This window comes from Anoxybacteroides voinovskiense, assembly GCF_014196205.1.
Taxonomy (GTDB): Bacteria; Bacillota; Bacilli; order Bacillales; family Anoxybacillaceae; genus Anoxybacteroides; species Anoxybacteroides voinovskiense.
Genome location: NZ_JACIDE010000002.1, coordinates 1 through 18,946, shown reverse-complemented (window position 1 = coordinate 18,946; position 18,946 = coordinate 1). Strand labels below are relative to the sequence as shown.

General features: G+C 43.4%; 20 protein-coding genes. 5 read left to right on the top strand and 15 right to left on the bottom strand.

All coding sequences use genetic code 11. The features are described 5' to 3' along the window. Positions 1 to 176: 176 nt before the first annotated feature. Positions 177 to 602: a CBS domain-containing protein gene (locus GGR02_RS01305; protein ID WP_183182961.1), complete on the bottom strand. Its 426-nt coding sequence runs from the start codon at positions 600 to 602 to the stop codon at positions 177 to 179. A gap of 17 nt (positions 603 to 619) precedes the next feature. After that, positions 620 to 1,204: a SafA/ExsA family spore coat assembly protein gene (gene safA / locus GGR02_RS01300; RefSeq protein ID WP_229706035.1), complete on the bottom strand. Its 585-nt coding sequence runs from the start codon at positions 1,202 to 1,204 to the stop codon at positions 620 to 622. A gap of 206 nt (positions 1,205 to 1,410) precedes the next feature. On the opposite strand from safA, the gene GGR02_RS01295 reads away from it, so the two are divergent. Further along, positions 1,411 to 1,770: a YugN family protein gene (locus GGR02_RS01295; RefSeq protein ID WP_183182959.1), complete on the top strand. Its 360-nt coding sequence runs from the start codon at positions 1,411 to 1,413 to the stop codon at positions 1,768 to 1,770. A 7-nt stretch (positions 1,771 to 1,777) separates the two neighbouring features. Here the strand turns inward: GGR02_RS01295 and GGR02_RS01290 are convergent, their stop codons facing one another. The 8 genes from GGR02_RS01290 to cyoE form a co-directional block, all read right to left on the bottom strand. Then, positions 1,778 to 2,068 (bottom strand): hypothetical protein, encoded by a 291-nt coding sequence (locus GGR02_RS01290; protein ID WP_183182958.1) that lies wholly within the window; start codon positions 2,066 to 2,068, stop codon positions 1,778 to 1,780. 85 nt (positions 2,069 to 2,153) lie between these two features. Next, complete coding sequence (locus tag GGR02_RS01285) at positions 2,154 to 2,621, bottom strand: DUF420 domain-containing protein (RefSeq protein ID WP_183182957.1); 468 nt, start codon at positions 2,619 to 2,621, stop codon at positions 2,154 to 2,156. A gap of 20 nt (positions 2,622 to 2,641) precedes the next feature. Further along, complete coding sequence (gene ctaG, locus GGR02_RS01280; RefSeq protein ID WP_183182956.1) at positions 2,642 to 3,550, bottom strand: cytochrome c oxidase assembly factor CtaG; 909 nt, start codon at positions 3,548 to 3,550, stop codon at positions 2,642 to 2,644. Positions 3,551 to 3,631: 81 nt separating this feature from the next. Further along, entirely contained in the window at positions 3,632 to 3,964 is a 333-nt protein-coding gene (ctaF, locus tag GGR02_RS01275) for a cytochrome c oxidase subunit IVB (protein WP_183182955.1), read from the bottom strand. 4 nt (positions 3,965 to 3,968) lie between these two features. Then, positions 3,969 to 4,589, bottom strand: coding sequence for a cytochrome c oxidase subunit III (gene ctaE, locus GGR02_RS01270; protein ID WP_066323498.1), 621 nt, complete (start codon positions 4,587 to 4,589; stop codon positions 3,969 to 3,971). Next, the gene (gene ctaD, locus GGR02_RS01265) at positions 4,589 to 6,445 is read right to left on the bottom strand and encodes a cytochrome c oxidase subunit I (protein WP_183182954.1); all 1,857 of its coding nucleotides are present in this window, start codon (positions 6,443 to 6,445) and stop codon (positions 4,589 to 4,591) included. The genes ctaE and ctaD overlap by 1 nt, the downstream gene beginning before the upstream one ends. 32 nt (positions 6,446 to 6,477) lie before the next feature. Further along, positions 6,478 to 7,545 carry a cytochrome c oxidase subunit II gene (gene coxB / locus GGR02_RS01260; RefSeq protein ID WP_183182953.1) on the bottom strand — a complete coding sequence of 356 codons (1,068 nt, stop codon included), beginning with the start codon at positions 7,543 to 7,545 and terminating at the stop codon, positions 6,478 to 6,480. A gap of 78 nt (positions 7,546 to 7,623) precedes the next feature. Further along, complete coding sequence (gene cyoE / locus GGR02_RS01255) at positions 7,624 to 8,547, bottom strand: heme o synthase (protein WP_183182952.1); 924 nt, start codon at positions 8,545 to 8,547, stop codon at positions 7,624 to 7,626. A 428-nt stretch (positions 8,548 to 8,975) separates the two neighbouring features. Here cyoE and GGR02_RS01250 point away from each other — a divergent pair, with 428 nt between their 5' ends. Continuing rightward, the gene (locus GGR02_RS01250; protein ID WP_183182951.1) at positions 8,976 to 9,920 is read left to right on the top strand and encodes a COX15/CtaA family protein; all 945 of its coding nucleotides are present in this window, start codon (positions 8,976 to 8,978) and stop codon (positions 9,918 to 9,920) included. A 185-nt stretch (positions 9,921 to 10,105) separates the two neighbouring features. Here GGR02_RS01250 and pyc read toward each other — a convergent pair whose 3' ends face one another. The 3 genes from pyc to GGR02_RS01235 form a co-directional block, all read right to left on the bottom strand. Then, complete coding sequence (gene pyc, locus GGR02_RS01245; RefSeq protein WP_183182950.1) at positions 10,106 to 13,549, bottom strand: pyruvate carboxylase; 3,444 nt, start codon at positions 13,547 to 13,549, stop codon at positions 10,106 to 10,108. A gap of 64 nt (positions 13,550 to 13,613) precedes the next feature. Further along, positions 13,614 to 14,831, bottom strand: a complete 1,218-nt coding sequence (locus GGR02_RS01240) for an FtsW/RodA/SpoVE family cell cycle protein (protein WP_183182949.1) — start codon at positions 14,829 to 14,831, stop codon at positions 13,614 to 13,616. Between the two features lie 119 nt (positions 14,832 to 14,950). Then, on the bottom strand, positions 14,951 to 15,238 hold the full coding sequence (locus tag GGR02_RS01235; RefSeq protein ID WP_183182948.1) for a YlaN family protein: 288 nt from the start codon (positions 15,236 to 15,238) through the stop codon (positions 14,951 to 14,953). A gap of 183 nt (positions 15,239 to 15,421) precedes the next feature. Between GGR02_RS01235 and GGR02_RS01230 the strand changes: the two genes are divergently transcribed. Then, positions 15,422 to 15,919, top strand: a complete 498-nt coding sequence (locus GGR02_RS01230; RefSeq protein ID WP_183182947.1) for a peptidyl-prolyl cis-trans isomerase — start codon at positions 15,422 to 15,424, stop codon at positions 15,917 to 15,919. 29 nt (positions 15,920 to 15,948) lie between these two features. Here GGR02_RS01230 and GGR02_RS01225 read toward each other — a convergent pair whose 3' ends face one another. After that, on the bottom strand, positions 15,949 to 17,301 hold the full coding sequence (locus tag GGR02_RS01225; protein ID WP_183182946.1) for a PhoH family protein: 1,353 nt from the start codon (positions 17,299 to 17,301) through the stop codon (positions 15,949 to 15,951). A gap of 107 nt (positions 17,302 to 17,408) precedes the next feature. Between GGR02_RS01225 and GGR02_RS01220 the strand changes: the two genes are divergently transcribed. After that, a complete protein-coding gene (locus GGR02_RS01220) occupies positions 17,409 to 17,993 on the top strand; it encodes a YhcN/YlaJ family sporulation lipoprotein (protein ID WP_183182945.1) in 585 nt (194 codons plus the stop codon). A 53-nt stretch (positions 17,994 to 18,046) separates the two neighbouring features. Here GGR02_RS01220 and GGR02_RS01215 read toward each other — a convergent pair whose 3' ends face one another. After that, a complete protein-coding gene (locus tag GGR02_RS01215) occupies positions 18,047 to 18,502 on the bottom strand; it encodes a pyridoxamine 5'-phosphate oxidase family protein (protein ID WP_183182944.1) in 456 nt (151 codons plus the stop codon). 102 nt (positions 18,503 to 18,604) lie between these two features. Here GGR02_RS01215 and GGR02_RS01210 point away from each other — a divergent pair, with 102 nt between their 5' ends. Beyond that, positions 18,605 to 18,805 carry a YlaI family protein gene (locus tag GGR02_RS01210; RefSeq protein ID WP_183182943.1) on the top strand — a complete coding sequence of 67 codons (201 nt, stop codon included), beginning with the start codon at positions 18,605 to 18,607 and terminating at the stop codon, positions 18,803 to 18,805. The last annotated feature ends 141 nt before the right edge of the window (positions 18,806 to 18,946 follow it).

Genomic DNA, 18,946 nt, shown 5'->3' with positions numbered 1-18,946 from the left:
GTTGCGGAGAAGTAGATGTGGGAATTTGATTAGGCAAAAAATAAAACAAACCAATAAGTAAAAGAAAAAACAGAAAAAACCATTTCACTAGGCAACCCTACTTTCCCGAAATCTCTTTATTGCTATTATATATTGTTTTGTCCTAAAAAAAAATGAACCCCCTAAAGGGGATTCGTTTAGTGAAGAAACGTTTGCTCAGAAATGGAACTCAATGCACGTCCAGCGCTTTCATCGGAGTAGCGGTACGTCGCTAAATCACCAAGCGATACAATGCCGACAAGGCGGCCATTTTCGACAACTGGCAGACGGCGAATTTGGTGTTCCGCCATTTGCTCCGCTGCTTCTTGCACCGACGTATCAGGCGATACCGTAATCACCTCGTCTGTCATTACTTCTGTCACTTGGCTCGAATTAGGGCGCTTTTCCGCAATTCCGCGCACGACTAAATCGCGGTCGGTAAGCATCCCAATTAGTCGTCCATCCTCGACTACCGGAATGGCCCCGACATTTAAATCACGCATTTTTACTGCCGCTTTAAACACATTGTCAAGCGGTGTGCAATAATCCACATTCGTTGTCATCACTTCACGTACTGTTTTCATCTAACCTCTCCCTTCCGTTATTTCCCAATAAACATTTGCGTCCAATAATGCCCATACGAACCGCCTTTTGCATATCCGACACCGATATGAGTGAACGACTTATTTAAAATATTCGCCCGATGTCCAGGGCTATTCATCCATGCAGTAACCACTTCTTGCGGCGTTTGTTGACCCGCAGCAATATTTTCTCCAGCCGTACGATAGCTTATCCCAAAATTTTTCATCATCGAAAACGGCGACCCGTACGTCGGTGACTGATGGGAAAAATAGTTTTTGTCGCGCATATCCATCGATTTATACCGGGCCACTCGCGCCAATTGCCAATCAGCCTGCAATGGTGGCAGCCCATATTTCGCACGCTGTACATTCGTTAAGCGCACCACTTCATTTTCCACTTGTTTGACCGCATCGAACACCGGGATGTTCACTTTTTGCCCTGGATAAATAAGATGTGGATTAGAAAATTGTGGGTTGGCCGCGATAATTTCCGATAAGCCTACTTGATAGCGAACCGCAATTTTCCACAAACTATCTCCCGGTTGAACAACGTACGTCGTCGTTCCTTGTCCGTGCGCATGAAACGGAATGCTAATTGACAGCATCCCTACACATAGCCACACCAACAGCCATTTTTTCATCGCTCTCTCTCCTCCTTTCGCCTTTTAGTTTCACCAAAAACAGAAAAAAATGACGAACACGGGAAAATTTTTTCTACACCTTTATTTCACCGACAACAATTGATTGAAAGTTGAACACTTTAATAATATTATTAATAAAGGAGCGTTTTTTATTTAGGAGGGAATTGGACATGAAATTTGAAAACACGGGCATTGAAAATCAAACGGCAGAATTGTCCCGCTTAGATGAATTGATGAAAAGCTTAGGATTTGTTCGCGCTGGGCAATGGGACTACGAACGAGTTACATACGACCGAAAATTTGAAGTGAAAGGCGACGTATACTACCTTCGCGTGCAAGGGTATGCAATTGAAGGAGAAGTCGATACGCGCTATGCGGTCATTAAACTACTTACGCCGCTTCTTGGAAAACATTATTATCCGCATGGAGTCGAATATGGCGAAGGAGAAAACTTCCCATCTTCGCTAGTCAGCCAATGCCAAAGCCTTTTAGCACAAGTAAAAGAAGGACTAGCAAAAATTAACGCATGAGATTTTCTCATGCGTTCGTTTTTTCCACTACAAGTTTTTTGACAATGAGGTGAACATGCTCGACGACAAACGGGGTTAGCATTCGTATTTCCTCTACGATTTCTTTTTGCACTTCTTTGCATACGGAAACGACTGGAGCACCGCTTTTCATCACGAGCGCTACCGTCACCGTGCAACGGTCAAGTCCACGAAATTGCACATCTATGGTCGATTCTTCGCTCACAATTTCTAGTCGTTCCTTTAAACACATCATCACAACCGTCGCTACTGTCGCATACGCCGCATCATACCGCCACACGAAACCACCCCTGCCCCCATTATATTTTCTCCGCACCCATTCCGTTCTTTTCACTCTATGAAAAAACCCGACAGCATTGTCGGGTTTAAAAACCTAAAATCGCTTTAATCATTGACGTCGTTTCGCCGCCATGATAAAACACATACAACAATAAATAAACGACAACACCAGTCGTAGCTGTGAAAAACCAAATGACGCTTGTAATCGGTCCGAGTTTTTTATGCTTCATAAAATTTTGTTTAAAAGCAGTAAGTAGCGTCACAACCCCGAACACTGCTCCGACCGTCGCCAAGACGATATGAAACACTAAAAAGATCGTATAATATACTTTGACATCGTCTGGACCGCCAAAGCTCGTATTTCCAACAAATACGGTTCGCGACAAATAAATAAGAAAGAACAATAAAGCAAACGCGGCCGCCCACAACATGACCTTTTTATGCGCCTCTATGTTTCGTTTTCGAATGAGCGACCAACCGTACGCGACAAGCACGGCACTAATGACAATACAACTTGTACTAATTGTTGGAAGTATTGGCAACGAATATTCCATCTCTTCGTCCTCACTTTTATTTATGATGATTCAGAAGGATGCGGTGATACAACTGTTTCCTGCGGCTCCTTCTCTCTCTCTTTTTGATACCAATCAATAAAAATAAAAAACAACATCGTTCCGTACACAATTTCTTGAATAATTTTCATTAATACGCCACCGAGCTGTTGGTCGTTCAGCAGCGACATCGATAAAAACATTTGTGGTCCGGTTAAATGCAACGAAGCTAACGTTCCACTCGGCACGCATAATTGAAGGGCGTTCAACCACGCACTCGGGTCAGAAAACGTTCGATAAAGCGGTGTATCTGCAAAAATAATAAGCGCACACGCTGGTGTTAACAACACACCGTTGGCAAAAATGTAACCGACTTTTTTAATTCCAGACAACGTTTGCCATTCTGGCAACTTATTGATAACCGGCCACCACATACACCATGCAGCGATAAAAAGAATGGTCGTAACGGTCGCATGGTAAATCATATTTGTTTTAATCACATCAAAAATAAATGGAACGTGATAAAACGAAAATAGCCCGTTGAATAACAAAAGGGCAATAAGCGGTTTGGTCAAAAAAGCATACACTCGCTTGATTGCATCCACACGAAATAGTTTCTCGTACATCCCATTTGGAATTCCTAAAATAAAACATTGCGGAACAATTAAATACAAAATCGCCATTTGCGTCATATGCACACTAAACATTAAGTGACCAAGCAAATCAATTGGTGAGCCTTTAATGACGTAAAGCAAAACAAGTCCCGTATAAAAATACGTTTTTTGCTTGCGGGATGGCGGATGTTCCGTCGCCCATTTTCGTCGCCACGGGCCAACTAAAAGGGCATAGAACGCACCGATAAGCAATAAAAGAAGGAAGAAAAACGGGCTCCATAGCGCCATAAATCCGAACATTTGCAATGATGCTAACATCCTTTTCACCTCCCTTTTCATTATACTACAGACAAAACGATGCGAAAAAGGAAATCAGCACCCGCTGATTTCCTTTTTTTATTACCACCAAACAACCGTCATAAACGCCCAAACTGTAACAAACGCAACGAGCACACCGCCATAAATGAAAAGCGATGGAAGTTCATGACCTTTATGGCTCATATGCATGAAATAATACAGTTGAAACGCCACTTGCACAATGGCAAGAAGCAAAATGAATGGAACAGAAAACCAATGTGAAAACTCGTTATACCCGACGGCAAAAAACGCAATGAGCGTCAATGCAATCATTAATACAAATGAAATCACTTGGTGTTTCATTTCTTCCGCATTTTTTTTGCGACGGTACGCTAAATCAACATGCGGGTTTCCTGTATTCGTTTGATTCGCCATACAATCACCCCACCATTCCCATTAAATATACAACCGTAAAGATGAACACCCATACGACGTCAATAAAGTGCCAATATAAGCTGGCGACGTAAAACTTCGGTGCGTTGTATAAGTTTAAGCCGCGCTTCGCATTGCGAATCATAAGCGTTAAAATCCAAAGCAAGCCGAAAGCGACGTGACCTCCGTGCGTGCCAACTAGCGTGTAAAACGAAGAGGCAAATGCACTTTTCGTAAATACGTGGCCTTCGTGGACGTACTCATTGAACTCGAAAATCTCCAACCCTAAAAATCCAGCCCCTAACAGCACCGTAATGCCAAACCAAAGCTGCATTTTCTTAAAATCAAAGTTTTTCATGTGGTAAATCGCGTACACACTCGTTAAGCTACTCGTCAAAAGAAGCATCGTTGCAACAAAAACGAGCGGCATACGGAACAACTCGTGCGCTGGCGGACCACCAGCTGTTTTATCACGCAACGCTAAATACGTAGCGAAGAGGGAGGCGAAGAGAACCGTCTCTCCCCCTAAGAATAACCAAAAACCTAAAAATTTATTTTTCCCTTCGAGGGTGGCTTTTTCAGGTGACGCAGGGAACGTTTCTGCGGTCAATTTTTCTTCAACGTGCATTATGCCTTAACCCCCTTTTCTGCTTCAAGCACTTCTTCTTTATGGATATGGAAGCCGTGATCATCGATGACAGAACGCAAGAACATCGAACCGAGCGTAATCAATAAGCCGATAATGCCAACCGCTAAGCCCCAAGACGCTTCCGTGCGATACATGAAACCGAAGGCAGCAATAAACAATCCAAGCGAAATAACAAACGGCAAAATCGACGAGTTTGGCATATGGATATCCCCTAGCGGCTCTGCTGGCGTCAATCCTTTTTTGCCTTCCATTTTTTCAATCCAATATGCGTCTAAGCCGCGAACAAGCGGTGTTTGCGCAAAGTTATATTCTGGCGGCGGAGAAGCGACTGCCCACTCAAGCGTACGTCCGTCTCCCCACGCGTCTGCCTCTGCTTTTTGTCCTTTCACCGATGTTACAATAACGTTGATTAACAGCACAATCGTTGCTGCTGCCATGAAAAAGGCACCAACGGTACTAATCATGTTGCCTGTTTCAAATCCTTGACCCGGCAAGTACGTAAAGACGCGGCGTGGCATCCCCATTAAGCCAAGGAAATGTTGGATAAAGAACGTTAAATGGAAGCCGATAAAGAACAACCAGAACGTAATTTTTCCAAGCGTTTCGTTTAACATTTTGCCAAACATTTTTGGCCACCAGTAATGGGCACCTGCTAACAGTGCGAACACAACCCCACCGACGATGACGTAGTGGAAGTGTGCGACAACGAAATAGCTGTCATGATATTGATAGTCTGCTGCTGCTGCTGCGTTCATTACCCCCGTTACTCCACCCATGACGAACGATGGGATAAACGCAACCGCATACATCATTGGTGTCGTGAAACGAATATTTCCGCCCCACATCGTAAAGAGCCAGTTGAAAATTTTAATCCCTGTTGGAACGGCAATTGCCATTGTTGCCACTGCGAAAATTGCGTTCGCAATCGGTCCCATTCCGACTGTAAACATATGGTGCGCCCACACCATGAATCCTAAAAAGCCGATTAATACTGTCGCAAACACCATGGACGAATAACCGAATAACCGCTTACGCGAGAACGTTGCGAAAATTTCCGAGAAAATCCCGAACGCTGGCAACACTAAAATATATACTTCTGGATGACCGAAAATCCAGAAAAGGTGTTCCCAAATGATCGTATTACCGCCTGCTGCTGGATGATAGAAGTTTCCGCCAAACAAGCGATCCATCATCATGAAAATTAAGCCGACTGTAAGTGGCGGGAATGCGAACAAAATAAGCGCAGATGTCACGAACGTTGCCCACGTAAACATCGGCATGCGCATATATGTCATTCCTGGGGCACGCATATTAATGATTGTGACAAGGAAGTTAATCCCACCAATTAACGTACCGAAACCAGAAATTTGCAATCCTAAAACGTAAAAGTCAATCCCGTGCCCTGGCGATTCAAGCGACAGTGATGCATACGATGTCCAACCTGCATCAGGCGCTCCGCCTAAAAACCATGAACAGTTAAGAAATACCCCCCCGAAGAAGAAGAGCCAAAAGCCTAACGCGTTTAAAAACGGGAACGCAACGTCGCGCGCGCCAATTTGAATCGGCACAACGGCGTTCATCATTGCAAACACAAGCGGCATCGCCGCAAAGAAAATCATTGTTGTACCGTGCATTGTTAACACTTGGTTGTACAAGCCGCCAACTAAGAAATCGTTATTCGGCTTCGCAAGCTGAATCCGGATAAATAGAGCTTCTAGACCACCAACGAGGAAGAAAAAGCCGCCGGCAATTAAATACAAAATGGCGATTTTTTTATGGTCCACCGTTGTTAAGTAGTCCCATATTAGGCTCTTTTTACGAGCTACTGTACTCACAATGTTACCTCCCTTTCTGATATAAATCCCCTTTACTCAACTTTCAAGCTCATTAAATATTTCGTTAGTGCATTAATTTGGTCATCCGTTAAGTTGCCGTATGTACCCGCCATTTTATTGCCAGGTTTCACACTATTCGGATCTTTCAACCATTTTTTCAAGTTTTCTTCATTATGGTCTAAAATACCAGCGATGCGTGTGCGATCGCCAAAGTTTGCTAAGTTTGGCGCTGTCCGTGCTTGTTCTGGACGTTTGTCCACTGGGCTGACTGCATGGCAGCCAATACAGCTTTTGTTAAAAATTGCTTCCCCTTCTTTTGCGACTGAATCTGTCACTACTGGTTTCGCATTTTTCATTTTTTCTACCCACTGATCAAAGTCAGCGCGCGGAAGTGGTTTTACTTTGAAATCCATCAACGCGTGTGACGGACCGCAAAGCTCCGCACATTTTCCGTAGAAAATGCCGCCTGCTTTATCTGTCGCTTTTTGATCGAATTCTAACCAAAATTGGTTTTTGTTATCTGTGTTTGTATCCATTTTTCCGCCAACAGCTGGAATCCAGAACGAGTGTTTTACGTCAGAAGCTTTTAAATTAAAATACACCCGTTCGTTCGTTGGAACGACTAGCTCTTGGCTCGTAATAATCCCGTAATCTGGGTATTCAAATTCCCACCAATAAAGATTTGCGCGAACGTTGACAACAACCGTATGTTTATCGCGCTTCTCTTTATTCATTGGCTTCACGTCAGAAAGTTTAAACGTTGCCGATACGGTTGGAACAGCTAAAATGATGAGCAAGATAATCGGAATAACCGTCCATACAATTTCTAACGTATGGCTTCCTTCCACTTGCTTTGGAATTTTCTTTTCTTCGCCTTTGCGTTGTCGGAAGCGAACAACGACGTATACGAAGATAATCGTTACAACAATAATAACGAGAACCATAATGGCTGTGCTAAGCAGCATGAGCGAATACTGCATATCTGCTACTTCGCCGGCCGGCTGAAGCGTCGACAAAAACGGCTTGCCGCAACCAGCTAACAGAAGCGCCATTACACTAAAAAGAGAAAATAAGCGCCAATTCAGTAGCCATTTCTTCATAGCCTAATCAAACCCCTCTTTCAATTTAAATAAATATATGAATTCTTTCTCTAAAGAAGTGAAAGAATTGTAAACGGATTAATCAATGGCCGCGATGACCATCGTAACAAATAAAATCGTCAAATAGTTTAAGGAGTAGACGAACATCCATTTCGCCCACTTTAAATCATCTTTCATCTTAAAGCCGTATAATCCTAACGCAAGCCAACCGACGTTTAGCAGCGTGGCAATGACGAGAAATGCTTTCCCAAGCGGAAATAAATAAAACGGGAGCGGCAACAAACAGGCCACCCATACGACAATTTGCCGTTTCGTAATCGCAAACCCATGCACGACCGGCAACATCGGGATTCCCGCTTTGCGATATTCCTCGCATCGCTTCATCGCAAGCGCCAAAAAGTGCGGCGGTTGCCATAAAAACATTAATAAAAACAATACGAGCGGCACGACGTGAAAATGTGGATCGACCGCCGTCCAACCAATAACCGGTGGAACTGCACCAGAAACGCTACCAATGACCGTATTTAACGTATTATTCCGTTTCGACCACATGGTATATAAAAATACATAAGTGATTACCCCGACAAGCCCAACAACGGCAGCTGTCACCGTCGTCATTAGCAAGCTAAGCGTACCAATAACCGTCAATAAAATCCCAAACCATAGTACATGTTTTGGTTCCATCGTTCCTTTAACGGTTGGTCGCTTTTTCGTTCGCTCCATCAAATGGTCGATATCGCGGTCAATGAAGTTATTCAGCGCACAAGCTCCTGCAATGATAAGTGCAGAGCCAAACAACGTAAAAAAGACGGTCTGAAGGTTTTCTAAAAAACCTTCTCCCATATAGTAAAAAGCTAACCATAATCCCGTGAATGTCGTAATTAAATTAGAATTAACAATACCGATTTTGACAACGGAAAGAACATCTTTCCAAACAGCTGCTACCGACAATTTCCCCGTCTTTTCGTCAACTTCGATTGGAGAAGCTGTTTCATTCGCCATTTTTCTTCCTCCTTCCTCCGTTCCTTTGCGAAACGGAAGGTAACATGAATACGTTTACAACGATGAAATAAATCCTAATGTATTTTAACACATTTTTTATGGTTAATATAAGTCATAAAGTTCCTTTCTCTATATATTAAATCACATTTCTTTGTCTAAATGTGAACTTTTTTTGAACAATTTGTGTCAAAAAAATGGCGATTGCATCTCCTTTGTACTTCCCCATTAATATTTCTAGCAAACTCCCGAATAAGATTCAATATTTTTCACGATATTAAACGTTTATTTGTTTTTTATTTTTGTTATGTTGTAAAATGATGTTGTTTGTTGTCGAAATTGCTCTATGCGCTCGTTTCGTGTAAGATAAACGTATACTTTACAAGATTATTGCCAAAATAATTATTTTCCAACCAAGTAGGTGAAGAATTTTGCAACGCACGTTAAAATGGTTTGCAGTAGTGACAACGATTGCGATGTTATTTGTGTTAATCGGTGGTGCGCTCGTCACAAAAACTGGTTCAGGAATGGGATGCGGACGTTCTTGGCCGCTTTGCCATGGGGAGCTCATCCCTTCTAATATTACGCCCGAGTTAGTGATTGAGCTTAGCCATCGGCTAGTATCCGGACTTGCTGGCTTTTTAGTGCTCGTTTTATCTGTTTGGTCATGGCGAGCAATCGGCCACATTCGGGAAACAAAATTTTTAGCGACGGTTTCTTTTGTTTTTCTCGTTCTCCAAGGGTTGATCGGGGCAGCAGCAGTCGTCTGGGGACAATCTGATTTTGTCCTTGCTTTGCATTTTGGGATCTCGCTCATCTCGTTCGCGTCTGTCTTTTTATTGACGCTATTAATTTTTGAAATTGACAAAAAGTTTGATGCAGAATCATTAGTGCTCGATGGAAAAATGAAACAACACATCTACGGAATCATTGCATATTGTTATGTCGTCGTCTATACAGGAGCGCTTGTCCGCCATAAACAAGCAAGTTTGGCGTGCCCGAGCTGGCCGCTCTGCTCACGTTCGCGCCCTTTTCCTGTTCAATTTCATGAATGGGTACAAATGGGGCATCGACTAGCTGCTGGATTGATTATTGTCTGGATTCTCATCGCCACCATTCGCGCGGTGAAATACCATAAACATCAGCGCGTCATTTATTGGGGCTGGATTGTTTCGCTTATCCTCGTCTTATTACAAATGACAACCGGTGCATTCATCGTTTTTACGCAGTTGAACTTATGGATTGCGTTAGCACACGCCTTTTTCATTTCATGTTTATTTGGCGTACTAAGCTACTTGCTTCTTCTTGCCATCCGTAGTAAACGAAACGAACAAGGTGGATCGACGCCCGCGAACCACACGTTCAAAAACGCGTAAGAAAAGCGCAAAGCGCCCGCCTATCGGCGAAGATCGCACAAGCCCCACCGAGGAGGCTACGCCGCCGCAGCGTGGGGCGGAGCGACTCGAGCCGATGGCGCTTGGAGCTAGACAACGCTCCACCTAATCGTAAAATTTTATACTTTCTTACCTTATAAAAAAAGCGCTAGGAAATCCTAGCGCTTTTATTTCGTTAATTCAATTAGTAAGTCGCCTGTTTGAATGGCATCGCCGTTTTTCACATAAATATCTTTGACGATTCCTGAAAACGGTGCTTGTACCGTTGTTTCCATTTTCATCGCTTCGGTAATCATTAAATGATCGCCTTTATTGACTTTCTCGTTTGGTTCGACAAGCACTTTGACTACCGTTCCCGGCATCGTCGCTGCAATATGGTTCGGGTTGTTTTTATCGGCTTTAATTCGTTCGGCAACCGCCGTTTTAATGCTTTCATCGCGAATAATGATTTCGCGCGGCTGGCCGTTTAATTCAAAGTAGACGATGCATGTTCCATCCGCTTGCGGTTGACCGATGGCCACCAATTTGACAATGAGCGTTTTTCCTTTTTCAATTTCGACTTCAATTTCTTCTCCAAGCCTCATCCCATAGAGGAATGTTGGCGTATCAAGAACGGAAATGTCGCCGAATTTTTCAACAGTTTCCGTATATTCAAGAAATACTTTCGGATAAAGAGCGTAAGCAAGCGCATCAAAATCCGTCACTTGTCGCTCCAATTTATGGAACAACTCTTCTTTCAATTTTTCAAAATCAACCGGCTCTAACAACTCTCCTGGACGGACAGTAATCGGTTCGCGCCCTTTTAAAATAATGCGCTGCAACTCTTTCGGGAAACCGCCAGGCATTTGCCCTAAGTATCCTTCAAACAATTCGACGACCGAATCAGGGAAATCAAGCGTTTCGCCGCGCTCGAAAATATCGTTTTCCGTTAAGTTATTTTGCACCATATAAAGCGCCATATCGCCGACTACTTTTGATGATGGCGTCACTTTCACAATATCGCCGAACATGTCGTTGACGCGGCGATACATTTCTTTTACTTCGTCCCAACGGTCACCAAGCCCGACTGCTTTCGCTTGTTGTTGCAAGTTGCTATATTGTCCACCAGGCATTTCATGGCGATACACTTCCGTATGCGGAGCATTCATGCCGCTTTCAAATTCATGATAATATTTACGCACGTCTTCCCAATAACGAGCGAGTTGCTCAAGCCCATCAATATTGACTTCTGGTGCACGCTCCGTTCCTTCGAGCGCATAATAAAGCGTATTAGCGCTCGGCTGTGACGTGAGCCCCGCCATTGAGCTAACAGCAACGTCGACAATATCGACCCCTGCTTCAATTGCTTTTGCGTACATGTAAATGCCGTTTCCGCTCGTATCATGGGTATGGAGATGAATCGGAATATCGACCGTTTCTTTCAACGCAGAAATAAGCACATACGCTGCTTGCGGCTTTAATAAACCAGCCATATCTTTAATCGCTAAAATATGCGCCCCCGCTGCTTCTAACTCTTTTGCTAGCGATTTGTAGTAGTCTAAGTTATATTTCGGACGGGATGGGTCTAAAATATCGCCCGTATAGCAAATCGCCGCTTCGGCAATTTTCCCTGTTTGCCGAACCGCATCAATCGCAACGCCCATTCCTTTTACCCAGTTTAAGCTGTCAAAAATGCGGAAAACGTCAATCCCTGCTTGCGCCGATTTTTCGACAAACTCTCGAATGACGTTATCCGGATAGTTTTTGTACCCAACGGCGTTTGCCGACCGAAGCAACATTTGGAAAAGAACGTTCGGGATGCGCTCACGTAATTTTAATAAACGATCCCATGGATCTTCCTTCAAAAAGCGATACGCCACATCGAACGTAGCTCCTCCCCACATTTCTAGCGAGAACAAGTTCGGCAATAGCCGTGCCGTCGGTTCAGCAATATGCAATAAATCGGTCGTCCGTACGCGCGTTGCCAAAAGCGACTGGTGGGCATCCCGGAATGTCGTGTCAGTCAATAGCACTCGATTTTGCTCTTTAATCCAGCGCACAAGTCCTTCTGGTCCGCGCTCGTCTAAAAGTTGTTTCGTCCCGCTTTCGATTGGCGACAATTGATCGACTTTTGGAACGCGTGGCTTTTCAAACACTGGTTTTTTCTTCTTGCCGATGCCCGGAAAACCATTTACCGTCACATTGCCGATATAGGTCAACATTTTCGTCCCGCGGTCTTTCCGTCTTGGGAACACAAACAATTCTGGCGTTGTGTCAATAAACGATGTATCGTACTCTCCCGATAAAAACTTCGGGTGTTGAACGACGTTTTCTAAAAACGGGATGTTCGTTTTGATGCCACGAATCCGAAATTCGCGCAAGTTGCGCAACATTTTGCGCGCCGCTTGTTCAAATGTCAACGCCCATGTCGACAATTTCACAAGCAACGAATCATAATATGGCGTAATAACCGCTCCTTGGAAGCTATTTCCCGCATCTAACCGCACTCCGAAGCCGCCCCCAGAACGATACGCCATAATTTTTCCGGTATCTGGCATAAAATTATTCAGTGGATCTTCCGTTGTGACCCGTGCTTGGATGGCATAGCCGTTAATACGAATCTCTTCTTGTTTCGGAATGCCGACTTGTTCGCTATGAAGCGCGTATCCTTCAGCAATTAAAATTTGCGATTGGACGATATCAATGCCGGTAATCATTTCCGTAATCGTATGCTCGACTTGGATGCGCGGGTTCACTTCGATGAAATAAAATTCCTCGCCCGAAACGAGAAATTCGACCGTCCCTGCATTAACATAGCCGACGTTTTTCATCAGTTTTACAGCTGCGTCACAAATTTCATGCCGAAGCTTATCCGACAACGACACGCTCGGAGCAATCTCGACGACTTTTTGATGACGGCGTTGCACCGAACAATCCCGGTCATACAGATGAACGATATTACCTTCGTAGTCGCCTAAAATTTGCACTTCGATATGCTTTGGACGCTCAATTAACTTTTCGACGTACACATCATCGCTTCCAAATGCGGCTTTTGCTTCTGATTTTGCACGCTCGTACGCTTCTTTTACTTCCGCTTTCGAACGAACGATGCGCATGCCGCGACCGCCGCCCCCTAATGCTGCTTTAATAATGATAGGGTAGCCGTATTTTTCGCCAAACCGAACGACTTCTTCTAAGCTATGTACCGGTCCGTCGCTTCCCGGAATAACAGGAATTCCTGCTAATTCTGCTTGATGGCGTGCTTTTACTTTATCGCCGAACATCTCTAAATGTTCTTCGTTTGGCCCGATAAAAATAATCCCTTCTTCGCGACACCGTTTCGCAAACTGAATATTTTCCGAAAGAAATCCATATCCAGGATGAATCGCATCGACATCGTGTGCTTTCGCGATGGCAATGATTCCTTCAATGTCTAAGTACGCTTCAATCGGCTTTTTTCCTTCCCCGACTAAATACGCTTCATCAGCTTTGTACCGGTGATAAGAACCTGCATCTTCTTTCGAGTAAATCGCAACCGTACGAATTCCTAATTCGTTGCAGGCACGAAAAACGCGAATGGCAATTTCGCCGCGGTTTGCTACTAATACTTTCTGAATGTTTTGCGTGTTCATTTTTCCTTCCTCTCCTCCTTTCTAATAAAACTATAACGGTTTGGCACATTTGTAAATACATTTTCTAAAAAGTCAGACCTTTTTCTGATTGTTTTTTTATCATTTTCCCTTTTTGTGCATGCTTATATTTCGCTTCATACTTCGTAAACATCGATATATTCACCAGTACGCCTAGCGATGTCATAAACAACACAAGCGCTGACCCTCCATAGCTTACGAGCGGAAGCGGCACCCCTGTAATTGGTATTAATCCTGTCACCCCTCCGATGTTAATAAACGTCTGAATGCCAATCATCGAAGAAATGCCAATCGCAAGCAAACTGCCGAACGCATCGTCACATTTTCGAGCAATGTAAAGCCCGCGTAACACAATAAAGGCTAACAGTAGTAGCACAAACGCGACACCAAATAATCCTAGCTCTTCTGCAATAATCGCCATAATAAAATCCGTATGGGATTCTGGCAAATATCCGTATTTTTGAATACTTTTCCCTAAACCAACCCCCTTTAATCCACCAAGCCCGATCGCTAAATACGAATTCACTAGCTGAAACCCCGCGTCATCACTATATTTAAACGGATCTAAAAATCCATAAATACGCGAAATTCTTTCTTTCGAAAAAATTTTGTCCCAAATAAACGGAAGGGTAAACGGCGCACAGGCTAAAGCGATCATCCCAAAAAATAATACTTGTTTAAAAAGAAGACGAAACTTTAGTCCTGACGATAAAATAACACACGATGCAATCAACAACACAATCATCGCTGTCCCGAAATCAGGCTGAATCGCGATCAAAAAACAAATGCCTAGCGTATAGTAAATAGGGAATAGCTGTCCTTTAATCGATTTTTCCATTCTCTTCTGCTTATTGGCAAATGCGGCTGCTAAATAAACAATCAAACCGAGCTTCGCAAGCTCTGCTGGCTGTACACTAAAAAAACCAAATTTAAACCAGCTAGTCGCATTATTCGCTGTATGGCCAATGAAAGCAACAGCAATGAGCATCACCGGGGAAATAAAAAAAATTGCTTTCACAACTTTTTCCTTTGCCAATATTTTGTAAGGAATGATTACGGAGAGGAAAAAGCATCCCGCAGAAGCGATAAGCCATAGCTTTTGTTTTTCGTAAAAATAATCGCTCGGTACGCCAAATCGCGTCACAGCTGACACCATACTAGAGCTATACACCATAATTAACCCAAAAAGCGCTAACAGCCAAGCAGAAATAATGAGCGGATAGTCGTATGATTTCACGATGTTTCGAATGAGTTGTTTCTCCATCTTCCCTCTTCCTTGTCGGTGTTGTATTATACTATTTCGCAACCTGTTTTTGTTTTCCTTCTAAAAACACAAAAACTCAAACGATTGGAACTGCTTTCAACCGTTTGAGTTAGTTATCGTTATCGTACGCGTTTTTTTGTTGAAGCTTCATGGAGCACGGACAACTCCCGTTCTAACGAGTCAAGAAGTGCTTTTCCGTCCTTCTCATCGACAAGCCCTAAGCGAACTGCAAAGTCGATTTCCCGCGATAATCCGAACATTTGCGTGTCGAGCACTTCTTCATAGAGAGGACACTGGGGCATCGTTAAATTGTCCATTTGCACTTGAATGAGTTTCACAATTTTATCCGCATCCGCTTTTAGAAGCGCGTACGCTTTTTCACGATAATTAATCGTTTCGTCCGTCACGTTGATCCCTCCGTTCTCCCCTAATCCTTCTTTAAATCTTATCGTGAATCGCAAAATTTTGCAAGACGAAACCATTGCCACCGCTTTCGCATGACAAATCCTTCACTTATCATTATACTAAAAATAGTGTCATTTTTCGCCGCTGAAAATAAAGAAAATGATGGAGGAAAGGAGGGAGGCAGAATGGATCGCATTATTCCAATTACAGGAAAAGTGAACTTTTCGATTACGCTCGACCCTAGCGTTTGGATTTTTGATGATCGGAAAGTAGAGCTAGAGGCGTATTTTTCTGGAACTCCCGTTAATCAACCGAAAGAAGAGGATGATATTCAAAAAATATCGGCGTATTGGGATCGCGAAATTCAAGAAGGCGCTGTCTTTCCGCCAACGTTAAAAACAGAGAAAACGTTTGCTAAAGAAAAACTACTGACCGGAACGTTTGTCATGCCGCTTGCGCCGTTTTTACAAAACGCGGAAGTGCTTCCAGACGCAACAACGTTCGTTATCGTCACAGAAAACAACGATGTCGAAATCCCGCTTGAAAAAGCGTACGACGTCATCCTCTGTTTTTCAAAAGAAGGAAAACCGCTAAAAGAAGACGGCCCCGTTCATCTTTATTTCGGTGACGGTTCGAACCGAGAGCACCCGATTACACACGTCCGGCAATTCATCGTTCGCTAGCGGCAACAAGGCTGTCCACTTAGGACAGCCTACAATAAATCAGCGGCCAACTGCGCCAACCCTGAGCGCTCCCCTTTAATCAGCCGGACGTGCCCAGCAATTTTTTGATCCTTAAATGTTTCAACGACGTACGTTAACCCGTTGTTGTATTCGTCTAAATACGGGTGATCGATTTGTTCTGGGTCGCCCATTAAAATAATTTTGCTCTTTTCCCCAACGCGCGTTAAAATCGTTTTTACTTCATGCTTTGTTAAATTTTGCGCCTCGTCAATAATAATAAACTGCTCCGGCAAACTACGACCGCGTATATACGTAAGTGCCTCTACTTCAATCGAACTCATCCCTGCTAAAATCGCATCAAGTTCCCCTGGTTTTTTCGTGTTGAATAAATACTCCAAATTATCGAAAATCGGCTGCATCCATGGACGTAGTTTTTCTTGTTTTTCCCCCGGCAAAAAGCCGATATCTTTGCCGACAGGAACAATCGGGCGCGCAACAAGTAACTTTTTATATTTGCCGAGGTCTTCTGTCTGCATGAGCCCAGCAGCTAACGCCAGCAGCGTTTTTCCTGTACCTGCCTTTCCGATTAACGTAACGAGCGGCAAGTCTTCGCGCATTAACAGTTCAAACGCCATCGTTTGTTGGACATTACGCGGGCGAATTCCCCAAACATGCTCATGAGGAAACGTGAGCTTCTTCACTTTTTTCCCGCTATGATCAACCATACCGACAGCAGACGCCGAACTGCCAAGCGCATCTTTCATAATGATAAATTGGTTCGGATAAAACGGGTGATTGGCAATTTCTGAAAGCACGAGCTCCCCTTTTTCATAAAAACGGCTTAAATGTTCCGTATGAATATATAGCTCTAAAAATCCTGTGTAAATATGCTCAATATCAACCACTCGATCATTTAAAAAATCTTCTGCTTGCAAACCAATTGCGTCTGCTTTGACGCGAACGAGCGCATCTTTGCTTACTAAAATGACCGAGCGACCATCTTCTTTTTCTTGTTCTTCAAGCGCTAAATTTTTCGCGACTGCTAAAATACGGTTATCGTTCGTTTTTTCGACAAAAATATCTTGCAGCTGCTGAAACGAGCGATGATTTAATTCAATGCGGAGCACGCCTCCGTTATCGAGTAAAATTTTTTCATGCAATTTCCCGTTTTCGCGCAAACGATCAATTAACTTCGATACTTGCCGCGCATTTCTACCAACTTCATCCATGTATCGTTTTTTTGAATCCACTTCTTCTAATACAACTGCAGGGATAACGACTTCGTTATCTTCAAAAGAAAAAATGGAATAAGGATCTTGTAAGAGCACGTTTGTATCGAGCACATATATTTTATCCCCCAAATTCCCACGCCCCCATTTCATTTAATATGTTCGCTTTGGACGGGATTGTTGTTATATAGTATGAAGGAACGTATAAAGATAGAAGGTTGGCCACAAAATAAAATTAAAAACAGACCGAGGTGTAAAGGATGAAACGTTTTTACGTTCTTATGGTGGCTTTCTTTCTTTTAACAAGCTGCAGCATCGGAGAGCAACGGTCGCCTAACGAGTCGCTCGTCCGTGTCAAAAATACCGTCAACGAAAAGGTGCAAACGAAATCCGGACAGCAAATTGCTCACCATTTGGCTGATTTAGCGAACCGCGTCCCAAACGTGGAGGATGCGACGGTGCTTGTCGTCGGCAAATATGCGGTCGTCGGTATTGATGTAAAGGATAACATTGACCGTTCGCGTGTCGGAACGGTGAAATATTCTGTCGCTGAGAGTTTACAAAAAGACCCGTATGGCGCCAATGCGATCATTATCGCTGATCCTGACCTATATACGCGACTCCGAAACATTGTCCGCCAAGTAGATAACGGGCGGCCTGTGCAATCAGTGATGAACGAATTGGCAGCTATCGTCAGCCGTGTCATGCCAGAAATCCCAAGCGATTTTCTGCAAACAAAAAATCCAGCACCGACAAAAGAAAATAACGCCGAGCTAAACAAAAAAGAAGAAAAACAGTTAAACAACCGGCAAAATAAACAGTCGAATGACTATTTAAATAAATGAGAGCCTAGCCGTCGGCTAAGCTCTTTTTTATTGGTTAATCATCCCATCTGTTTTTAGGCGTTTCTTAAAGCAGTCATCACTTGATTGTCCAATTTCGCTGCCGCTTGCGCATCGTACGTTTTTTCGTACTTCGGCTCGACGGAAATTTTTGCGCCATAAAACATGACATCGCGCACTTCCGTAATCGCGATTTCGACAAGCGCTAATTTGAGCGGAACTCCCTCCATCTTCTCGATTTTGACGTGCGCCTTTCCACTAATCGAATACGTCGATTCGTTCGCAATTAACGTAATAACAACCAATGGGTTTTTTTGAATGTTTTGCACGATACGTGAACGGTTATCGACGGCAAAATATAGGCGCTTTTCGCTCGGGGCATATATCCACGAAATCGCGCTCACATTCGGCCCGCCCGTTTCATGGTCAATCGTGGCAATCGTGACAAACCGTTCTTTTTGTAGCGCTTGAAAAAGCGGCTCAATTAACGTTTGTTCTACTTCATTAGCCAAAAAAAACACCTCCTACATAGTAATAATTTTATCATACCTATTTTCTCCAAAGTTGCAAAGAAAAATGGTATAATGAAAACAAATGGAGCAATGAGGTGTCAGATGAGGGTAAAATGTGTTCTTTGCGATCAACTAAATGTCATTGACGATGAGTCGTTATTAGCTAAGCGGTTACGCAACCGCCCGATTCATACGTATATGTGCGATACGTGCTACGAACGAATTGCCGAAAAAACGAAGGCGCGGCTTGCGACCGGGAAATTTCGCATCTATCGTTCCGCAACGACGCACGATGATTGGTGAAAGCACCGCGCACAATGCACGGTGCTTTTGTTACGTCAGATAGTTACTAGGTTATCAATTTTATTAAAATCATAAAATAACGACAAAGATTTTAATAAAATTGTTTATCAGTCCATGTAGATTAAGCGACATGTACTCTGA